We start from the raw sequence: 18,504 nt of genomic DNA, 5'->3' as shown, positions 1-18,504 counted from the left end.
CCTTCTCTAATCAGTGCTTTTTCTCCTCGGCTTGCAAGCCATCAGATCACTATTGACAGGCTGTCGACATGTCGACATAATCTTCACATGAAGAATAAACCGCCATCGATTCGCAAGACCCTGCAGCCACGCCAGATTGTCGGATTCAGCCTTCCCCCTGATCTTGCCGCTGAAGTGAAAGTTGAAGCGGCCCGCCGCAACATTTCCCTCCGCAAGCTTTTCACCGAGCTATGGACAATCTACAAGAACACCAAACACGCGTGAGGAAGAATGCCCGTTAACTCCGACAAAACCCTTCAATGGAAAAATGACATCGCTCAGTCCGTTGACATGTACAATGACTGGTTCATGAAATTTGCGCCTCAGGCTTTTCGCACCACGCGCATCCAGACCACAAAGGACGTAGAAGCTGCGCTTGCCTCAACCGGCAACCTTCTCTCGATCCAGCCATCCGTAATCCGGCAGCATCCTGAAATTCTGCCCACGCTGCGCATGTCGACCTGCCCGCCCATTGCCGTCGACAGGCTTATCGGCTTGGCCGGAGTGTCCCCGAATCTGGTCAAGTACATGGAACTTGAGAAAAAGCTCCCTATGCGAATGAGCGTTACCGAAGCCGATCAACAACTCGCCAAAATCTCAGCCATCATTCAAAAAATGGCCGATCCTGATATTTTCGTTTGGCTTGGACGGAAAGACCTGCCGACAGAAACAGAAATTCACCGCGCAGCCACCATCGTGGCAGACCGCCTTTGCGGGGCAGTTGCCAATCCCATCATCCGCAATGCACAGGAAAAGCGCCAACTGGCCGCTATCAAGGCTTGGCTCGAACAACGCGGCTACAGCCAGCTCCCTCAAGGAGATGGAACCACGTATGACACCATGACCCCGGGAACATTCAGCTTCCGCATGAATGTTCCGGTCACACTCGAAGGCGGCACTCAAACCGTCAACATTCCCATCGACGCCGTCATTATGCCGAAGTCAGCACAGGCCGGAGACTTCCCGGTTTTCTTCGAGGCAAAATCCGCTGGTGATTTCACCAACACCAACAAGCGCCGCAAAGAAGAAGCTGTCAAAATGTCACAGCTTCGCAGCACCTACGGCACCAAGGTCAAATTCAACCTCTTTCTCTGCGGATACTTCGACTCAGGCTACCTTGGCTATGAAGCCGCCGAAGGCATCGACTGGGTATGGGAACACCGCATCGACGACTTGATGCATTTTGGAATATGACCATGCCACGCACTATCGTCAGTCTCGAAACCATGCGCCGCCAGCTACAGGCCGACCTCGATAGCCACAAGACACAAACCGAGCGCAACCGCCTCGGTCAGTTTGCGACCCCATCACCGCTTGCCGAGGAAATTCTCAGATACGCTCAAACGATCCTCCCCCCGCACGAGAAAGTCCGATTTCTCGATCCGGCAATCGGAACCGGAGCCTTCTATTCCGCTCTCCTCAACGTCTTTCCCAGAAAACGCATTCAACAGGCTCTTGGTTTCGAGGTTGACCCTCACTACGGAAAGCCAGCCACACACCTCTGGAAGAACACCGGACTTTCCATCAAGCTTTCCGACTTCACTAAGGCAGAGCCTTCACCACGCTTCAATCTCATCATCTGCAATCCGCCGTATGTGCGCCACCACCACCTTGAGAACGGCAACAAAACCCGCCTCCAAATGCGAACCCAACAGGCCAGCGGCATAAAAATCAGCGGCCTTGCCGGTCTTTACTGCCACTTTCTTGGCCTATCTCACGCATGGATGGACGTGGGAGCTATTGCTGGTTGGCTCATCCCGAGCGAATTCATGGACGTCAATTACGGCCTAGCCGTCAAGCGCTACCTTCTCGAAGGGGTAACACTTCTCCACATTCACCGCTTCGACCCGAACGACATACAATTCGCGGACGCTCTTGTTTCTTCTGCCGTGGTTTGGTTCCGCAATACTGCGCCCCCAAAAAACCACGCAGTACAATTTACGTTCGGCGGCACACTTCTGGCCCCCAAGCTATCCCGCACCATATCCGCTCAAGCACTCGCGCATGAGCCGAAATGGACGCGGTTTCCTGCCGCAGACATCCGAACCGAAACAGGAATCCCGACCATCTCAGACTTTTTCCAGATCAAACGCGGTTTGGCGACCGGCAACAACGAGTTTTTCATTCTCACGGAAGAAGAAATCAAAGCCCGCAACCTTCCGATGGAGCTATTCACCCCGATCCTGCCAAGCCCGCGTTACCTCCCTGAAAACGAGATCAAGGCAGACCGGTACGGCAACCCCAAAATCGACCGCCCCCGCTTTCTTCTCGATACCAAACTTCCCGAAGATCAAATCAAACGCCGCTTCCCAGCCCTGCACCGCTACCTTGAGGATGGGAAGGCCCGTGGCCTTCATCACCGCTATCTATGCCAACATCGCTCACTTTGGTACGCGCAAGAGAACCGCCCGCCTGCGCCCATCGTCTGCACTTACCTTGGACGTTCCGATACCAAAGACGGAAAGCCGTTTCGGTTTCTCTTGAACACATCACGCGCCACCGTTGCCAATGTCTATCTGGCCATGTACCCAACTCCTGTTCTTGCCCGCGCAATGGCCCATGACAAGAACCTGATACGCCGCGTCTGGCACCTTCTCAACCAGATCACTCCAAACCGCCTCTTGGCAGAAGGCAGGGTTTACGGCGGGGGCCTTCATAAACTCGAACCCAAGGAACTTGCCAACGTCCCTGTCTCCGAAATCGCCGCGATCCTTCCAGATCACGCCCGCCCCCTCAAACAGACCGACTTACTCGCTCACGCCGTTTAAAAACCCTACGCCATTATCCGTCATTGACTGTTGGACGAATGCCGGTTTTTACCCGCGGTAGGCCGGGCAGGCTTTTCAGCCATCGGTGGCGCACAGGCCGCGTTGCCGCCCACGCCCAACGCGCCGCTGACTTCCTGCACGGCCTGCAGCCCGGCGACCAGAAGGAGGCGGCATAACAACCCTCCTGTTGATTTCCATTGGCTTGTGGAGCTATGGGGAAAGAACTTAAAATTGCCTTACGTCAACCACGATGAATCAATAGAGTAGAGTGGCTGATCCGGAGGTTTGTGCTTTGGTAGACATAGATGAGATACGGGACGCGCATTTAGCCATGCATGGCCTTACCAAGGCTGATGCAGAATATGTCTTTTATCATGACGAAACGAACAACATTAAAAAGCTGCGCCTTGGTGTGCAGGGGTTCAATGTTACGGAGCCTGGTGTATTTGTGCTGGGCGGCGTTGTGCATGACGGTGCGCCTCGGAGTTTTGACCCAGAGTCATTGCGCAATGCGATGCACATTCAAAGGAGCGCGGGCGAACTCAAGCTCAAGCATGTTGCCAAGGGCGAATTTCTCGATCTGTTGACGTCAGACAAATTGACCACCTTTCTACAGTGGATTTCCGATAACGACCTGTTTGTCCACTATCATGCGCTCGACCCGCTCTTCTGGTCGCTCGTCGATATTATGGACTCGATACTTTACAGGCTCGGCGAACCGCGCCTAATGGAGCTTCATATTCGGCTAAAGGCGGACCTGACCGCACTCCTTCGAGCCAACCTGCCCGAAACGACCAGTCTGTTTTACCGCTATAACTATCCAGACCTGGCTCCGGAGAACCGCAAGCCCTTTCTGAACGAACTCATCTCAATGCTGGAGCAGAGCGATGATGTGCTGCCGGAATTTAATTCGATGATGCTCAAGGGCATGTTGCAGGCGGGACGCGATCTTCCTAGCCTCGACTTCATTGAAGGGTGCACACCTCACCTTTTAATAGAGAGCTTCACCATCTTCTATCTGAAACGGATTGCGCTGTTCAAACATTCAACCCACATCCTTGATATGGAAGATTCCATTCGCGATGATTTGCAATCTATGAAGCTGGTATCAGGCGGGCAGCCAGTAAAGAATTACCGGTTTGCCGATTCCAAATCCGAGCCGGGCATACAGGTATCAGACATCGTGGTGGGACTAATCGGCAAAATGTACAGCTACTTCGCAGGAACCACGCGCGATGAGGTTTCTGCCGCGCGTGCATCTTTGATTGGCACCAGCCTGAAGAACGCGGAACTGCTACGCGACATCATCGACGCCTCACATGAGGCCAATATTGCGTTCCTAGATCACGTTACCAGCGCCAATGAAATTGGCAAGATGAACGTATTTCTTCGGTCTCGCGGAAGCGCGTATGAATGAAAGGGCAGATTGGAGCTTATTGAGACTAAGCCGAAAGCGGTGATGCGTGGTGCGAGGATCCTCGCCAACAAACACGAGGAACTCCGCCGCACCTCATCCGCTTGCAAAACCCTAACTCCGCAAATTCACCCCTGGCCCTTGATCCACGCCCCCACAGCGTACCGGAGTCCGAGCCAGCACACTGCGGAAATGGCCGTATCCTGTTCCCCTCGGTCTCGTCAGACCCCTTTCCCGCTGATTCCCGGTTGGCGCCACATGGCTGGCCGCGCCGTCAGGTCAATGGGCGGCCCGCACCGAAAAACCGTGTAGCCCATGTGACCTGCCGGCTATCCCGGCCCGCATTCCGGGAGCGCCCGGGAATAGCTGCGGGGAAAAAACTCTCTTATCCTCTCGATTAACATTTGTGATTAAGGAAACTGGATCATGGTTACCAAAGTGCCGCCGCCTTCTCCCTCTTTTCCCCCTTCGCTTGCGTTCCCAGACCTTGTTCCCGTGGCGCAGCTTCAGGCATTCCTCTATAATAGACATATGACCGTTGACAGAAATAAACCCATCACCGGCAAGGAGCTGGAAGCTCTGATTGAACGCGGCAAGGAAGCCAAGGCTTCCCTCGCATGCGAAGGAATTTTCCTCACGCCCGAAGAAGATGCCGCCTTCGCGGAAATGAATCGCCTCGGCCTGAGCTATGAACAGCGTGACAAGTTTCTTGACGAGTGGATGCACCGCACCTACGGCATCCCCCTGCCCGATCCCGCATGAGCGATCCTTACGTCTATCCCGGCACCGATGTTCTCAACAACAAGAGGAATATCCGCGAAGCCGACAAGCTTGAGCGCTTCGAGCGCATCATGAGTATGAAGCGCATGCAGGAGCCTCTGCCTGATATACCGATGACGTATGAAGGCTACAAAGCGATCCACAAGCATATTTTTCAGGATGTTTATCACTGGGCGGGAGAATCGCGCACCGTCTCAATGGCCAAGGGAGGCACGTTTTTCGGACCGCCCGACCACGTGGACACGGAAATGAAGAAGCGGTTTGAGATGATCCAGAAGGAAAACAAGCTGAAAGGTTTACGCCGCGCCGAATTCGCCAAACGCGCCGCCGAACATATCGGCGAGATCAACGCCATCCACCCGTTCCGCGAAGGCAACGGCCGGGCGCAACGCCAGTTCCTCAAAATCCTTGCGCGACAGGCTGGCCACAAACTAGACCTGCAACGCATCGCACCGGAAACCTGGCACCAGGCCTCCGTGCAGGGTTTTCAAGGCAAACACGACGACATGGAAAAGCTCATACGCAGCGCCATCATTGAACCCGCGCGCGTCAGATCCCGCGACGAAGGCCGGGAACGGTAAGCAGCCTCATACGGCAAGGGGCGATCAAAATGCACGAACAGACCATATTGACAGTGAAGATAGGATTTGGGCTCTCATGAATCTCCTGATAATCTGTCGTTTAAGAACACTCCAGGGGTAAATATGGCCAAAATTGAAAATCATAAATACAGCGTTGAAGAAGCATTCCGCGACTGTTTTTATATCGTCCCTGATTATCAACGCGAATATGTTTGGCAAGACAAAGAAGTACAGCAACTCCTCGACGACATCGATGAACAGATTGATGGCAGAGCCAACCAGGAATATTTCATTGGCATGGTGCTTGTGTCGCCGTCGTCACAGAAAAACACATTTGAAGTGATCGATGGCCAGCAAAGGCTGACAACATTTTTCCTTCTCCTCTGCACTCTGAAGAAACTATTTCACGGAGAACCTCAATATCAGACGATCAATGGCCTGATATCCGCCAGCTACACATCGAATCAAGGCGAGACAAAGACAAGCCTGAAATTAGAGCCGCGCTATGAAAACGCCGGCGAAGTAATGGCGAAAATCGTGGAGATGGAAGATGAACCTCAAGCGACCCGCAATGGCATTGAGGCCTCCGGAATCGCCAGTTTCGGTTCTTTGGAGAATCTTCTGAACGCCTACAGCACGATTTACGCCCATTTGCTCAAGAAACACGCGGATAAGGCCGCATTGAAGAAATACTGGGGCTATTTGGCCAACAACGTTGTCTTCATCCAGATCTCAACCGACCTCGGCAATGCCTTAAAGATATTTGAAACGATCAACGAGCGGGGTGTTGGTCTGAATTCTATGGACCTGCTGAAAAACCTGCTATTCACGAATGTTGAAGCACAGGAATTTGGTCGATTGAAAAGCGAATGGAAAAACATTACCAAGCCGCTCGAACGAGCAAAGCAAAAGCCTTTACGATTTCTGCGCTACTTTCTGATGGCAAGCTACAAAATTCAGAATGACCGCAGCGATTATATTGTACGGGAAGATGAAATTTATGATTGGCTTACGAAGAAGGAGAATGCCGCTGACTGCGAATATGAAGAGAAACCTTTCCAGTTTGTGAGAACAATCATCGAGAGCGTCAATCACTACCTGGCCTTTAACAAAGGCGATGGTAATGACGGCAGAGATAATGTCGCAATGAAGAACCTTGGGCTTCTTTGCGGCCCGGCCTTTAGTTTACACTTTGTCCTCCTACTGGCAGCCAGCAATTTTCCCAAGGCATTGTTCGACCATCTGGTTACACAACTCGAGAGTTTCCTTTTCTACTATATCTTTACCAAAACGCCCACAAAGGAACTCGAGCGCAATTTCTCAGTATGGGCAGACGAGCTGCGAGAAATTGGGAACGAGAAGAACAAGAAAGCCCAAAGAGAAAAATTGAATGCCTTCATTAACACACGTTTCCAAAAGAGCATGTCAGCCAAGGCTGCTGACCTCACAGACAGTATGAAGCGATATTCACTGGGCTCGATGCAGAAATATCGGACACGCTACCTGTTGGCCAAAATAAGCCAGCACGTCGACATGGCCTATAAAGGCATCAAGACGGAACGATCATTGGAGGATTATATAGAGCTTCAGATCGAACATATTTTGCCAGACAAGCCGAAAAAGGCATTTGCTACGGAGTTTGCCCAAAAGTACTCGGGCTTTGACTACAATCTGATTAAGAACAAACTAGGCAATCTTACGCTGCTGGAAAAACCCATTAATATCGTCATAGGTAACGATTTCTTCGAGATTAAAAAACCGGAATACGCGAAATGTAAGTGCTACCTAACCAGCAGTATTGCCGGTATCACCAAGGTTGGGAAAAACACCTCGACAACACGGATAAACGAAAAACTCCTGTCGTTTGATAACTGGACGCCTGAGGAAATTGACAGGCGGCAAACTATGCTGATCGGCTTGGTGAAAGATATCTGGAAGCTTTCAGATCTTGACGTTGCATAAAGTGTAGGTGTTTGGATTTGATCTGGCGGGTAGTGTCAGAACACATGCCCGGTGACCGGCAGGTCTCGACCGAGGCCGTGTGAAAATAGAAATGCAGAGCGAGTGAAATCTTTGTACCTGTGGCATTGCGGCTACGTTTGACTTGGCGTGACGGACATGCCGTTCAGTGTCGCAACAAGACCGGGCTTGCTACCCTGTCATGGCCGCCATCAGGGGTTTTACGCCGAAGATTCGCATGGTGCGCTTCAGGTTGTACGCCAGCACGTGCAAACTCATCTCTGTGTTGACCTTCGGCAACGTCTTCATCAGGAAATGCGTCGCCCCCATCCACGCCTTGAGCGTGCCGAAGACGTGTTCCACGGTCTGCCGGCGTAGTTTCATGGCGTTCGGCGTTCGATCCAGCCGATCCTGCATGGCTTCCAGGACCGATTCATGTTCCCAGCGCGAGATACGCCGGTAGTCGCCCGTGGTGCAGCGCGCTTTCAGCGGGCAGCGCGGACAGGCCGAGGACCAGTAGCGGTGCTGCGCGAGGCCGCGTTCAAGGCTCGTCATGCGATAGATCGCGTGCTCCCCGGCAGGGCAGCGGTAGGCGTTGCGCTCGGGGAGGTAGACGAAATCGCGCTTGTCGAACAGGCCTGCTGCGTTGTTGTTGGAGGTCAGCGGCTTGGGCACCAAGGTGGCGATCCCCTGCTGCTCGCATTCCCGGATTTGCTCGCCATTGAAATAGCCTCGGTCGGCCAGCACCGTGAGGCGTGCATGGCCGGTCGCCTGCGCCGCGTGTTGGGCCACAGGCGCGAGCTGCTGCCGGTCGTGTCCGTGGTTCGTCACCTCGTCCGCCACGATCAGATGGTGTTTCGTGTCCACGGCGATTTGCACGTTGTAGCCCACCATGCCGGTGCCGCGACCACTCGTGGCCATGGAGCGGGCGTCCGGGTCGGTGAGTGAAATCTGGCCATCGGGCGCGTCACGCATGAGCGCACCCATTTCATTCAGGCGCTGGATCTGCGTGTTGACGGTCTGCAGTTTCTCCTTCAGATGATGCACCCGGGCCTCGGGCACCAACGCGGGATCGCGATCGGCTCGATCCAGTTCGGTGAGGTAGCGTGCGATACTGGCTTCGAGTTGCTCGAGACGGGCGTGGAGCTTCCGGTCGGTGAAGTTCTTGTCGCGATTGTTCACGGCCTTGAACTTGCTGCCGTCAATGGCGACGAGGGCGTCGGAAAACAGGTTGAGCCGCCGGCACAGCAGGACGAATTCTCGGCAGACGCGACGGATCGCCGCGCCCTGGTCTTTCCGGAAGTCCGCAATGGTCTTAAAGTCCGGCTGTAACCGGGTGAGCAACCACATCAGCTCGACATTGCGCTGGGACTCGCGTTCCAGGCGCCGGCTGGACTGAATCCGATTGAGGTATCCGTAGATATAGAGCTTGAGCAGCACGGCGGGATGGTAGGACGGTCTGCCGGTCGCTTCCGGTTGTACGCCATCAAACCCCTGCTTGGCCAAGTCGAGCCCGTCGACGAAGACGTCAACCACACGAACGGGATTGTCCTCGGCGATGTAGTCCTCAAGTGACTCCGGAAACAGGGTGTGTTGCGACCGGTCTTGCCCTGAAATGAAGCGCTTCATCAGGGACACCTCGTCAGGCGAGTGGACTGTGCCGATGAGATCCGTCGTAGCATCGTCACCATGGGACGCGTGATCATGTGGTGGAAAATACAACGTATCGAGCGGCATCGCAATGGCAACCGACTCCCGAATGCATTGCTACAGTCCACTCGGTCACTGAAGTATGTGAGGTGGACAAGAACTCACTGTCCCGTACGGATGCGGCCCACGTTTTCACACAGCCTCGGTCGAAAGCGGTCGTTTGACGCATGTACCAGAGTTGTTCGTCACAGCGCATTACACAGGGGAAACCACGATAAGAGCGAAACGAGAGGGACATGGGGACCTCGCAGGGAGGCGCATTCTAGGAAGGCTTGGAAGCTAAGTCCAACGCCGCTTGTCGTGCAATGACCGTCCGGTCATTGCACATGATCCCCTCCAGAACAATAAAGCAGAGGTCGTTGTCGGCGAGAATTAGCAGCGGGAGTGACAGAGACACTGGCGCGAGCGTTGCGCCTCGGAGGGGTGAGCTAGTCGGCCACTTGCGGGGATGGCAATGATAACCAGCTCTGCGCCGCGGTGTAGGGCTGAAGTGGCAAGCAGCCACGAGATCAGGGGGAGCAGGTCAGCGGATGGATCACTTCCCTTCGATCCTCAGGCCGCGGCCGTAGGGATTCGTGGGACTGTTGGGACTATAGGGATTGCCGGCGCCGAAAGGATTCTTGATCGAGTCCGGTGAGAACGGAGAGCCGTAGCGGCCGTAGGGGTTACTGGTCGAATCAGGATCATAGGGGTTCGCGCTGAGCTTGCCGCGGTAGTTTCCTTGCTGGTCATACAGGCGAGGCGCATCGGTAGCGAACGGATTCGTGGCCGATTGATTGCTGAAGGGACTGCCATGGGGGCTGAAGGGATTGTTGATGCCGTCCGGCTTGAAGGGGCTGCCGGCCCCGAACGGATTGGCTGTGGACTCAGGATTGAAGGGATTCGCGCTCAGCTCGCCGAGGTCTTCCGCGTGGACGGAGAGAGGTAGAAGCAAGAGGAGAAAAAACACCAGCATGGCGAGCCTCTTCGCTCAGTCTGAAGCAGTGCCACTTGACTCAGCATTCAGCACTTTTACAGTGAACGTAGCAAAACAGAAACCAACGATTATGTAACCACGCCCTATTCGACCCCCAACGCCTTAAACACGGCATCCGTGGGATCTGCGTAGAAACTCGTCTGGAACTTGGCAAACAACTCGCCAGGTATGGTTGGGATATCACGCACACTGGCCATGGGGAGCAGAATACGCTTCGCTCCAGAGTCGAAGGCCATCTGAAGAGACTCAGCCAGGTTTTCAACCGGAATCACGTTGCCACCGAGACTCATGCTACCGAGGACAACCATCTGAGACTGAATCGGCTTTCCGAAGACAGCCGAACACAGCGCGACAAATGCGGACAGGGTCAAGGCATTGGTAGGCCCGGTATTGTGCAGCTCCACGATGTGAAGGTGATAGTCATGATCGCCAGCCTTAATTGAGGCACTGACGCGAGAGGCATTCGCTCTGAAGAAGTCAAAACCGACTTTGATAGCTTCTTTCGCTGCGCTGTTCGATCCCAGGCCGGAAGTCTTCAGCGCCCCATTTCCAGCCGTTACTTGAGTCTCCAGTCGATACAACCCTAAGTGACCTGCTCCCCCAGTGGCGACTGTGTGTAACGCTCCTGGGCTCATGGGACCGTCAGGGATGAGTGTGCCTCCGCCCTGTTCGGGCACACTGATAAACTTCTCTTGCAACGTTTCTAGGTCGATGTAGCTAAAGTGCACGTCAAAGAATTCCATTCCGCCGATCTTCTTCAGCTGCTCCTTTACTCGCCGACGTGTTTCTAAGGCATATTCGAGGCATCGACGAACGGCGTCCTTGTTGTATTCTTCATTGGGATACAGCAGCTTCAAGAGCCCGGATACGGTGTGCTTAACAGCGATCGTATCTCGCTGATTGAGATCTCTGCCGAGCTTGAAATACTTGCTGATGGCATCGCCAAATGTTCGCTTGCGCATCTCACGCATCCATTCAGCGAGGTAATCCACGATCATGCCGTACTGGTTGGTGAAGAATTCCGGCCGCATCTTGGGAATTTCCCAGCCTGGAATGTAGGCATGGAACCGGTCAAAGAAGGCGCTGTCGATCATGTCATCCGGGAAGGGGGCCAGGAGATGACTGGTCTTTACCAGTGTGTCCACGGACTGATTGATATTCCCGACAAACACCATAGAGGCGTAGGCATTGATGGCATCCCGTCCACGAGAGAAGGACCCTGAGGCCATGTAATCTTTCATGATCTGGACGCCATCTTTTTCTTTAAACGTAATCCCAGCGACCTCATCAAAAGCCACGACATCCCAGACGCCGACGAGTCCAACGGTCCGTCGCGCCATGTTGTAGAACAAATTCGCAACGGTCGTTTGGCCACCGGAGACAAGAATGCTATTGGGACTGATTTCCTTGTAGATGTGACTCTTGCCGGTCCCTCGTGGGCCTAGTTCACAGATGTTGTAGTTGTTCTCCACCAAAGGGATCATGCGGGCCAATAAGTGCCACTTCACGCGTTGGCTGAAATTCGTGGGTTCCATACCTGTTGATCGCAATAAGACGTCAATCCACTGCTCTTCTGTGAACGCCCGCCGTCCCTGAAAGAGCTCCTCCAGATCCATGTTCGGCATCTGGATCGGCTTCAGGTCCTGAATGACGAATGGTGAGCCCTTCTGGTTCTCCTCATAGAAATACTGCAGCGTCACAATGCACCAGATGCCTCCCACGAGCAGCTTCTCAAACTTTTTGACGTAGCTGGTGCTGACCTCAACCCCTTTCACACCAAGATTCGCGAGGAGGGCTTCATAGACGTCTCGTTTTTCATTCAGCGTCACAGTGATCTTATCGATGATTTTGAGACTTCCACGCTCGCGAACGGTGGACTTGACCTTCTCCGCTTCATCAGGACGCACATAGTTCTCGGCCAGAATATTCTTTACCGTAACGAGTCCGTCTTTGATGATGGTCTCGTCGTTGGATGCGCAGTAGGTGCCCAGGAGGTACTCCAACACGTATACGGGGACATTCGCCCCCTCTTTGACCAACTTGGTCAGATCTTTGCGAACGACCTTGCCGGCAAAATGCCAATTGAGGAGATCGTCGAGGCTGGTATCAATCGCTTTGTTGTCAGAAGTCATCGGCAAACACCCTATCAATGGTCACCGGTACACTCTGTTGCTCAATTCCAGTGTCAGCATCCCGCAGGACGAGCCGATATGCGGTGTTCTTGTGATACTGATGATCTTGCAGCACTACGTGAACCCACTTCTTACGTTCGTCCATCTTATCTGAGGTACTATCAAACGTCACGGTCTCGACATTCGTGACGACGTTATCTCCCTCGTAGATCGCCACCTTCAGTGTGATCGGCTTCACCCGTTCGCTGACTGGTTCCACTTGGATCAGTTCGAAGCGATGACGGTTCGTTGTGACTTTGTGGCTGGCTCCCAACACATGCACGGTTACGGACTTGACCTTGGTGTCTTCGCGAGTGGACTTATCTTTCTTGTGCTTGACCGTGATCACCGGCACAACGATTTCTTGCAACATGGCGCCCCCGTGCACGAAACGAGCACCGCCAGTGAAGTGGAAACGATTGGCTGCCTTGGGAATCCAGAATTCCATTCCGCCCTCAGCACCAGCAGTGACTGCGGTCTTGCCATGCCACACGGACTCATGATCAGGGAGGTTATGCCCGATCACATAGCGCTTTTTGGCTCGCACGGTCCCGTTTGGCTTCTCATCCAACTTGCTCTTTTCCGGCTCACCGGGTGAAGACTCTGTGAAAAGGAACCCGTGATCCGCCGTAATGACCACATGGTTGCCATTCAGACTGTTGATGACATAGGCCACGAGAGAAGCCAGTTCGCCGATCGCCGTTCGTACCGATTCAAATGTTTTCTCCTCTGTCGCAGCCTTATCGCCAATCGCATCGACCGTGTCGTGGTAAATGTAGACAACCCGTTTACCGCTCACAAATTCACGACCTTGTTCTTTCTTCATCGACACCAACTCGCTGGCCTTGCAGGCTACCCCCTCAACTGATCCTAGGACTTCCCCCCGCAGTTCTGTCGAAGAGGTGGACTTCCCATCCACCAAGACGTCGCCATTTGGCTTAAACGACAACGTGTTGTAAGGGAGCAAGCTCGCCATCCCAAGAGCGGTGTATGAGGGCAAGACACCAAGCTGCGAAGCCAATGTCGCTTCAAAGCGGTATGTGCCATTAAGCTCTTGCGTAAGTTCCTGGGCCGCCTCGTAGCGGAACGCGTCGCTGATGATGACATACGCCTTCCGATTCTCCGCTTCCTCCAGACGAGGACGCACCTGACGGTTGAAGAACTCTTGCTGGCTGGGGATCTGTTCGAGCTGCCACTTGCTAAGAAGTTGGGCCGTGCCTTGGGGATCAAGAAAGTTTCCCCAGGCTAATGAGAGCGTCGGGACGTACCAATTCGCATAACAATCCTCGATCAACTCCCGCAACGGCTTCAGGATGTTCCAGCCTTGTGCCTCGGCATGATCAGCGGCTTCGCAGAAATGGCGATACAGTTGGTCAAAACGGAATAACTTTCCCTCGTAGGCCCGATAGAGAGCCGTCGCATCGAGAAAGGCGAACCCGTCTCGATGTTGGTTCCGCAGGGCAAAGAAATCAGCGGCAGCAACCAGCGCGTCATACACCGCATGGAGCGCCCGTCGCGGCACCGTCTGGGAACCGTTCACCATGAGCGAAGCCCAGTGTCCAGCCTGCCTGCGGGTGACGATTGACCGCACTTCATCGGGGTTGATCATGTCCGCCGTCTGATGCACGCGCTCCCGCAGACGGCTGGCGATCCCCCGTTCCACCACAAGGAACGTCATCACATCGAGCAAATCCGTGATCTCCAAGCCGAGCAAGTAATCTTCTACGTGAATCAGGGCCGCCACTTCCTCGGAGAGTCGGTCATAGCTACTGCCTTTGCTGCTGCTGTCGCGCCATTGCCCAAGGCAGACGACGGCATTCGAGCGCCCCTGTGTCGGGAGAGTTAAATGCAGAAGCGCACTTGGCGGAGCGGCCTTCAGATGATGCACGTAGTCGGTCACAAAGAGTCTGAGTAGAAGATTCTTAAGCGTCGGAGTCTCTTCCGAATAGCCGAACGTAGTCTTGGCCATCTCCCAGAAAGGCTTGTCTAAATCAAATTTCTCGATCTGTTCCCAAGCTGCCGGTTCCGTCTGCAAGTCAATCTCATCGTCGTTGTCAGTATAGGCATGGTAGAGCGTACGGATGATGTTGAACCATTCCGGCTGCTCTGCCTTCACGACCGTGGCGATCATTTTGCGGTCCAGGTCGCTGGCTAGATCATTGGGCTCAACCAAGCTCTTCAGCTTTTGGAGCCGTTCTTTGTTGTCAAAAAACTTCCGGCGGTCTGACAAATACTGGCGAAGGTGGAGATTCTTCAAACCAAGCTCATTGAGGAGAATCGAAGCGCGGTCGGCCCGGAATGGGCGACTATACAGGCGCACGTCGAGAAGCCAATCGTTCTCGTAATCGGGCTCTTCACTTGGGGAATAGAGCAGATACCGCCCTGTGGGGTCCTCCCGCTCCACACGAATCTTCACTTCGAGCGCGCCTAGCTCGTTGAGCTGGATGATGTTCACCCCGTCGAGGTTCAGCGCAGGCAGAATAGTCTGGAACTCTTTGTCGGGATCGTTCCAGAAGACAATCCTGGCTCCCTCTTCCTTATATATGCGGTCGAGCGTGTCCTGAATTTGACGAGCATCCATCAGTCCTCGTCCGTTCCGCCTGTCACGGCTTTGACCTCGGCGAGGAGATCGCCAAACTTCCCATAATTGACCTTCACCCCGTCGTCGAGGTCCAATGCGATCCGCTGATCGGCATAGTGCCGCAGCTTCTCGTCAAATGCCCGGAGTTCAGTTTGGTGCTTCAGAAGCTTGTCTCGTTCCTTTTCCAGTGTCTTACGTTGGGAAGTGGAAGATGCCTTCTGGGTCTCGGAAGCCAGTTGTTCAATCCGAGCGGCCATTTTGCCTTGCAACGGAATGACATATTCCGTGCGCATACGGGCCAGCGTGCCGTCTTGATACCGGTGCAAATAGACGAGGCATTGGAACGCGCGCTCCTTGCCGCTGGAGAACAGCCAGTAGATCGGACGCTTCTTGTAGGTTTTGAGGTGGTCCTTGTAGAAGTCGGCAAGGAAGTATTTGCGCAGATCTTTGCCCAGCGATTCCTCAATAAAGCCTAGATTTACTTCCAGTGTAGTCTCAGCGAAGGCAGCTCGCAGAAAAGCATGTACACGGGCCACGATGTCGTCCTCGAACCACTCGCCATCGAGCACGGGGATGATGCCGTCCTCGTCGGGGGCGAAGGTGAGCTGATCCTGCGACCGTCCCACTTTGGCTAGAAACTCACGCAGGGAGTCGCTGGCGTTAGCGAGGATGAGTCCAGGCTTGTCAAGCGAATAGCGGCCCATCATGCAGCCAACGGCATAAGAGAGGAAGCCGGCCATGTCCTTGCGCTGGTCAGCGCGGGCGAGAGTGATCTGGTCCTCTGGGACTTCTGGCGTCAGCTCATCCGCGAGACCGTAGGCATCGATGAAGAGCCGGTTGTTTTCCGTCTCCAGCTCCTTCATTCGACGAATGGCGGCGGTGCTATGCGCCGCCCAATTCCGCCAACTCGCCTCCAGCGTTGCGCCTTTCATCCCCGGCCGCAGCAGCGGCTGGTCGCGGAAGTCCCAGGAGGTCTCGAAATTGTCCCAGTCGGCGCGGGAGATGGAAATACACTCAGCGACAAGATTCTGCTGAGCATGAGACCTAATCGGGATGACCGGCAAATTGCCTATCGGCCCTTCGTGGAAATCCAGTGTTGGAGATAGAGCCTGCAAAAACTGATTTACCAAAGTACTGTTGGCGTATCCGAGGAGTTCCATCAAGAGTAGTCTGTCATCACAGAAACAGGCAGAACCTTTTGTTTCGAAGATGTAGCCTTTGCCCATATAGCGCATTGAAAGCGCCGAAATTGAGAGACTCGACCAGGTGATTGCTTCTCGAAAGTAAAATTGTCGGTTGATTACTCTTCCATTGGAACCAACTCGCACCCCAGGTGTGTTGTCGATATAGTCACAGATGGTTTGCCCCCGGCGCTCATAATTCAGCACATATTCGTTATTCCCATACCATTTCCGAAATGATCCTCCTTTCTGGAGAGGAAACCACTTTTGCCTGCTTTGCTCCGCCTCATTCTCAGACGTCATTTCAAATCCAATTCGCTCAAGTGCCGGCTCATACCACATTCTTAGAAACGCAGAATTGTTGGTCGTAGCCAAACCTTGTCTTGGCTTTGCAATGTCCTTCAATGGAGTGGCAGTAGCAAAAATATGCCTGACTGCAGGAGTGACCCAATAGGCAATGGGCGCACCAGGGATTTGTAGAAAGTCTCTTTGATCGGCAACAAACCTGCCGAAGGATTGATTCAGAAACTTAGCCTCTATTTCATTCACTGAATCGACCTCAACATGCCGTTCAAAAAGCCTTCGATAAATCCCCTTGCGTCCGTTTGCCGGGCAATTCTTGAGCACAAACGCAACCGTCCCGAAATCTGAGCCGAATATACCGCGCCCAAGATGTAGCAAACTGGAGATGGTCTCATTTGCTATGAGGTAGATTCTGAAGGCTTCAAAAGAAGAAAGAAAAAGCCAAGAGGGAAGATTAATTACTGCTATCGTGCCAAAGGGGACTGCCAACGTTGTTGCCCGCTGCATAAAGCACGTCATTAGGTCTTGTTTACTCAAAGTCAGATGTTTCTTCACATATTCTTTGAGAAGAGGATTCATCGCTCCCCCGCCCATATATGGCGGATTGGCCACGACAACGTGATACCTCTGGCACAACATCTCCGCCTGTTCCAAGACGCGGAGGACTTTGCCGTGAGTCTCACGGAGAAAGAGCTGGCCGCCGAGGTCTTTGGTCTTCATGGCCTGACGGGCAAAGGTGATGTTCTGTTCGTCCAGGCAGGGCTGAATGAGCGAACCAAAGGTGGTGGCTTGCTCGAACTGATGTAGGAGTTTCAGCATGGGCTCATTAAAGAGAGTGCCGAGTTCGAGCGCTGCGATGTAGTCGCGGAGTTCGCCTTCGTCGAAGCGGATGTCTTGCAATGCAAGAATGTGGGGCTGAACAAGAGTGCTGGGCTGAAAGAAGCGCCGTGATTTTTCCCGGGCCTTGAAGACGAGGGCCAGCTCGGCGAGCTGCGCCGCGCGGGGGCAGATTTCCAGACCATAGAGATTGTGCTTCAGGATGAGCGCAGGAATCTCGTTTGGCACGTAGCCTTCTTCCTCGTAGATACGGAAGAGCAGGTCGAAGGCATAGGTGAGCATGTGCCCGCTTCCGCACGCGGGGTCTAACAGGCGGATGTCCTCAGGCTTGGTGATCTTGAGGAAGTCGGTCTCAGTTTCCCCCTCGATATAGTAGGGCATCTGCTCACGAAGCCGGGAGCCGGGGCGGTTCAGCAGCCAGAGGCGGCCGAGCGAGTTCTCGACAAGGTAACGGACAATCCAATGCGGGGTGAAGAGCTGGGTGACGGCCGGAATGTCTTCCGTCGGCACGGCGCTCTTGCGGGCCATAACTTCGTCTTTGCGCTCGGCGATGTAGAACTGGTAGAGCCAGCCGATGATCTCGACCTCCTGCCAGTCGTTTTCGTCGATCTCGCCGACGAGCTTGCGGATCAGCGAGTCTGTGTGGAGCAGGTTATCGGGCAAGAGGAGTTCTGTTTCGTCGTCGATCCACTCAAAGAGAAACGGCATCGTCTTGTACAACGCGTTGCACTGAGCGAGTAGCAGCATCCGGTACAGCTCAGCTTCTTTGCTGCCTTCCAATTTCAGCTCAATAACCTTGTGCTTGTCCAAGCCCGGCAGATCGAGATGTTCGGCCTGTTCGAGGATCTCAGGAATCGACTTCGATGCGTCGGGATGGGTCAGTACCCGGTAGCCATGGTCAAGATACCCATGCAGTTCCATGTACCGGATAGCGACCAAGCGGTTAAACCAGGTGTAGGCAATTGCGTCCATGGTCTGCCCGAAGCCGTATTGGGCAATCCGTTCTTCCAAGGCTTTGCGTTTGCTCGCAATAGCGCGAGGAAAGGCGCGGCCACCGATAATAGCCACGTCGCCGTTCTCGGTGATGGGTTCGATCTTCTTCTCAGTCAGACCATAGAAGGCAGCGCGATCTGTGACAGCCTGGATGAAATCCCGGCGAGCTTGTGGGGCGTAGGTCTTGAGCTTGGTGCGGTTCATATTGCCA

Annotated in this window: 12 protein-coding genes; 7 read left to right on the top strand and 5 right to left on the bottom strand. The window is 53.9% G+C overall.

Features of this window, described 5'->3' with window-relative positions; translation table 11 throughout:
* The first annotated feature begins 87 nt into the window (after positions 1-87).
* The 7 genes from H8K03_22440 to H8K03_22410 all read left to right on the top strand — a co-directional run bounded on the left by H8K03_22440 (position 88) and on the right by H8K03_22410 (position 7,544).
* Complete coding sequence (locus tag H8K03_22440; protein UVT22582.1) at positions 88-264, top strand: hypothetical protein; 177 nt, start codon at positions 88-90, stop codon at positions 262-264.
* Positions 265-270: 6 nt separating this feature from the next.
* Positions 271-1,233 (top strand): XamI family restriction endonuclease, encoded by a 963-nt coding sequence (locus H8K03_22435; protein UVT22581.1) that lies wholly within the window; start codon positions 271-273, stop codon positions 1,231-1,233.
* Positions 1,234-1,235: 2 nt separating this feature from the next.
* Complete coding sequence (locus tag H8K03_22430) at positions 1,236-2,807, top strand: SAM-dependent DNA methyltransferase (GenBank protein UVT22841.1); 1,572 nt, start codon at positions 1,236-1,238, stop codon at positions 2,805-2,807.
* Between the two features lie 331 nt (positions 2,808-3,138).
* On the top strand, positions 3,139-4,224 hold the full coding sequence (locus H8K03_22425; GenBank protein ID UVT22840.1) for a DUF3800 domain-containing protein: 1,086 nt from the start codon (positions 3,139-3,141) through the stop codon (positions 4,222-4,224).
* A 423-nt stretch (positions 4,225-4,647) separates the two neighbouring features.
* A complete protein-coding gene (locus tag H8K03_22420) occupies positions 4,648-4,983 on the top strand; it encodes a hypothetical protein (protein ID UVT22580.1) in 336 nt (111 codons plus the stop codon).
* A complete protein-coding gene (locus H8K03_22415; GenBank protein UVT22579.1) occupies positions 4,980-5,582 on the top strand; it encodes a Fic family protein in 603 nt (200 codons plus the stop codon). Before H8K03_22420 ends, H8K03_22415 begins: the two co-directional genes overlap by 4 nt.
* Before the next feature lie 123 nt (positions 5,583-5,705).
* Positions 5,706-7,544 (top strand): DUF262 domain-containing protein, encoded by a 1,839-nt coding sequence (locus H8K03_22410; GenBank protein ID UVT22822.1) that lies wholly within the window; start codon positions 5,706-5,708, stop codon positions 7,542-7,544.
* Positions 7,545-7,733: 189 nt separating this feature from the next.
* On the opposite strand, the gene H8K03_22405 is transcribed toward H8K03_22410, so the two are convergent.
* The 5 genes from H8K03_22405 to pglX form a co-directional block, all read right to left on the bottom strand.
* On the bottom strand, positions 7,734-9,170 hold the full coding sequence (locus H8K03_22405; GenBank protein ID UVT22821.1) for an IS1182 family transposase: 1,437 nt from the start codon (positions 9,168-9,170) through the stop codon (positions 7,734-7,736).
* A gap of 616 nt (positions 9,171-9,786) precedes the next feature.
* A complete protein-coding gene (locus H8K03_22400) occupies positions 9,787-10,206 on the bottom strand; it encodes a hypothetical protein (GenBank protein ID UVT22820.1) in 420 nt (139 codons plus the stop codon).
* A gap of 104 nt (positions 10,207-10,310) precedes the next feature.
* Positions 10,311-12,359 (bottom strand): protease Lon-related BREX system protein BrxL, encoded by a 2,049-nt coding sequence (gene brxL, locus H8K03_22395; GenBank protein UVT22819.1) that lies wholly within the window; start codon positions 12,357-12,359, stop codon positions 10,311-10,313.
* Entirely contained in the window at positions 12,349-14,979 is a 2,631-nt protein-coding gene (gene pglZ / locus H8K03_22390) for a BREX-1 system phosphatase PglZ type A (GenBank protein ID UVT22818.1), read from the bottom strand. Before pglZ ends, brxL begins: the two co-directional genes overlap by 11 nt.
* Positions 14,979-18,497, bottom strand: a complete 3,519-nt coding sequence (gene pglX / locus H8K03_22385) for a BREX-1 system adenine-specific DNA-methyltransferase PglX (GenBank protein ID UVT22817.1) — start codon at positions 18,495-18,497, stop codon at positions 14,979-14,981. Before pglX ends, pglZ begins: the two co-directional genes overlap by 1 nt.
* Between the last annotated feature and the right edge of the window lie 7 nt (positions 18,498-18,504).

Source organism: Nitrospira sp., from assembly GCA_024760545.1.
Lineage (GTDB): Bacteria > Nitrospirota > Nitrospiria > Nitrospirales > Nitrospiraceae > Nitrospira_D.
This window is presented reverse-complemented; position numbering and strand designations above follow the sequence as displayed.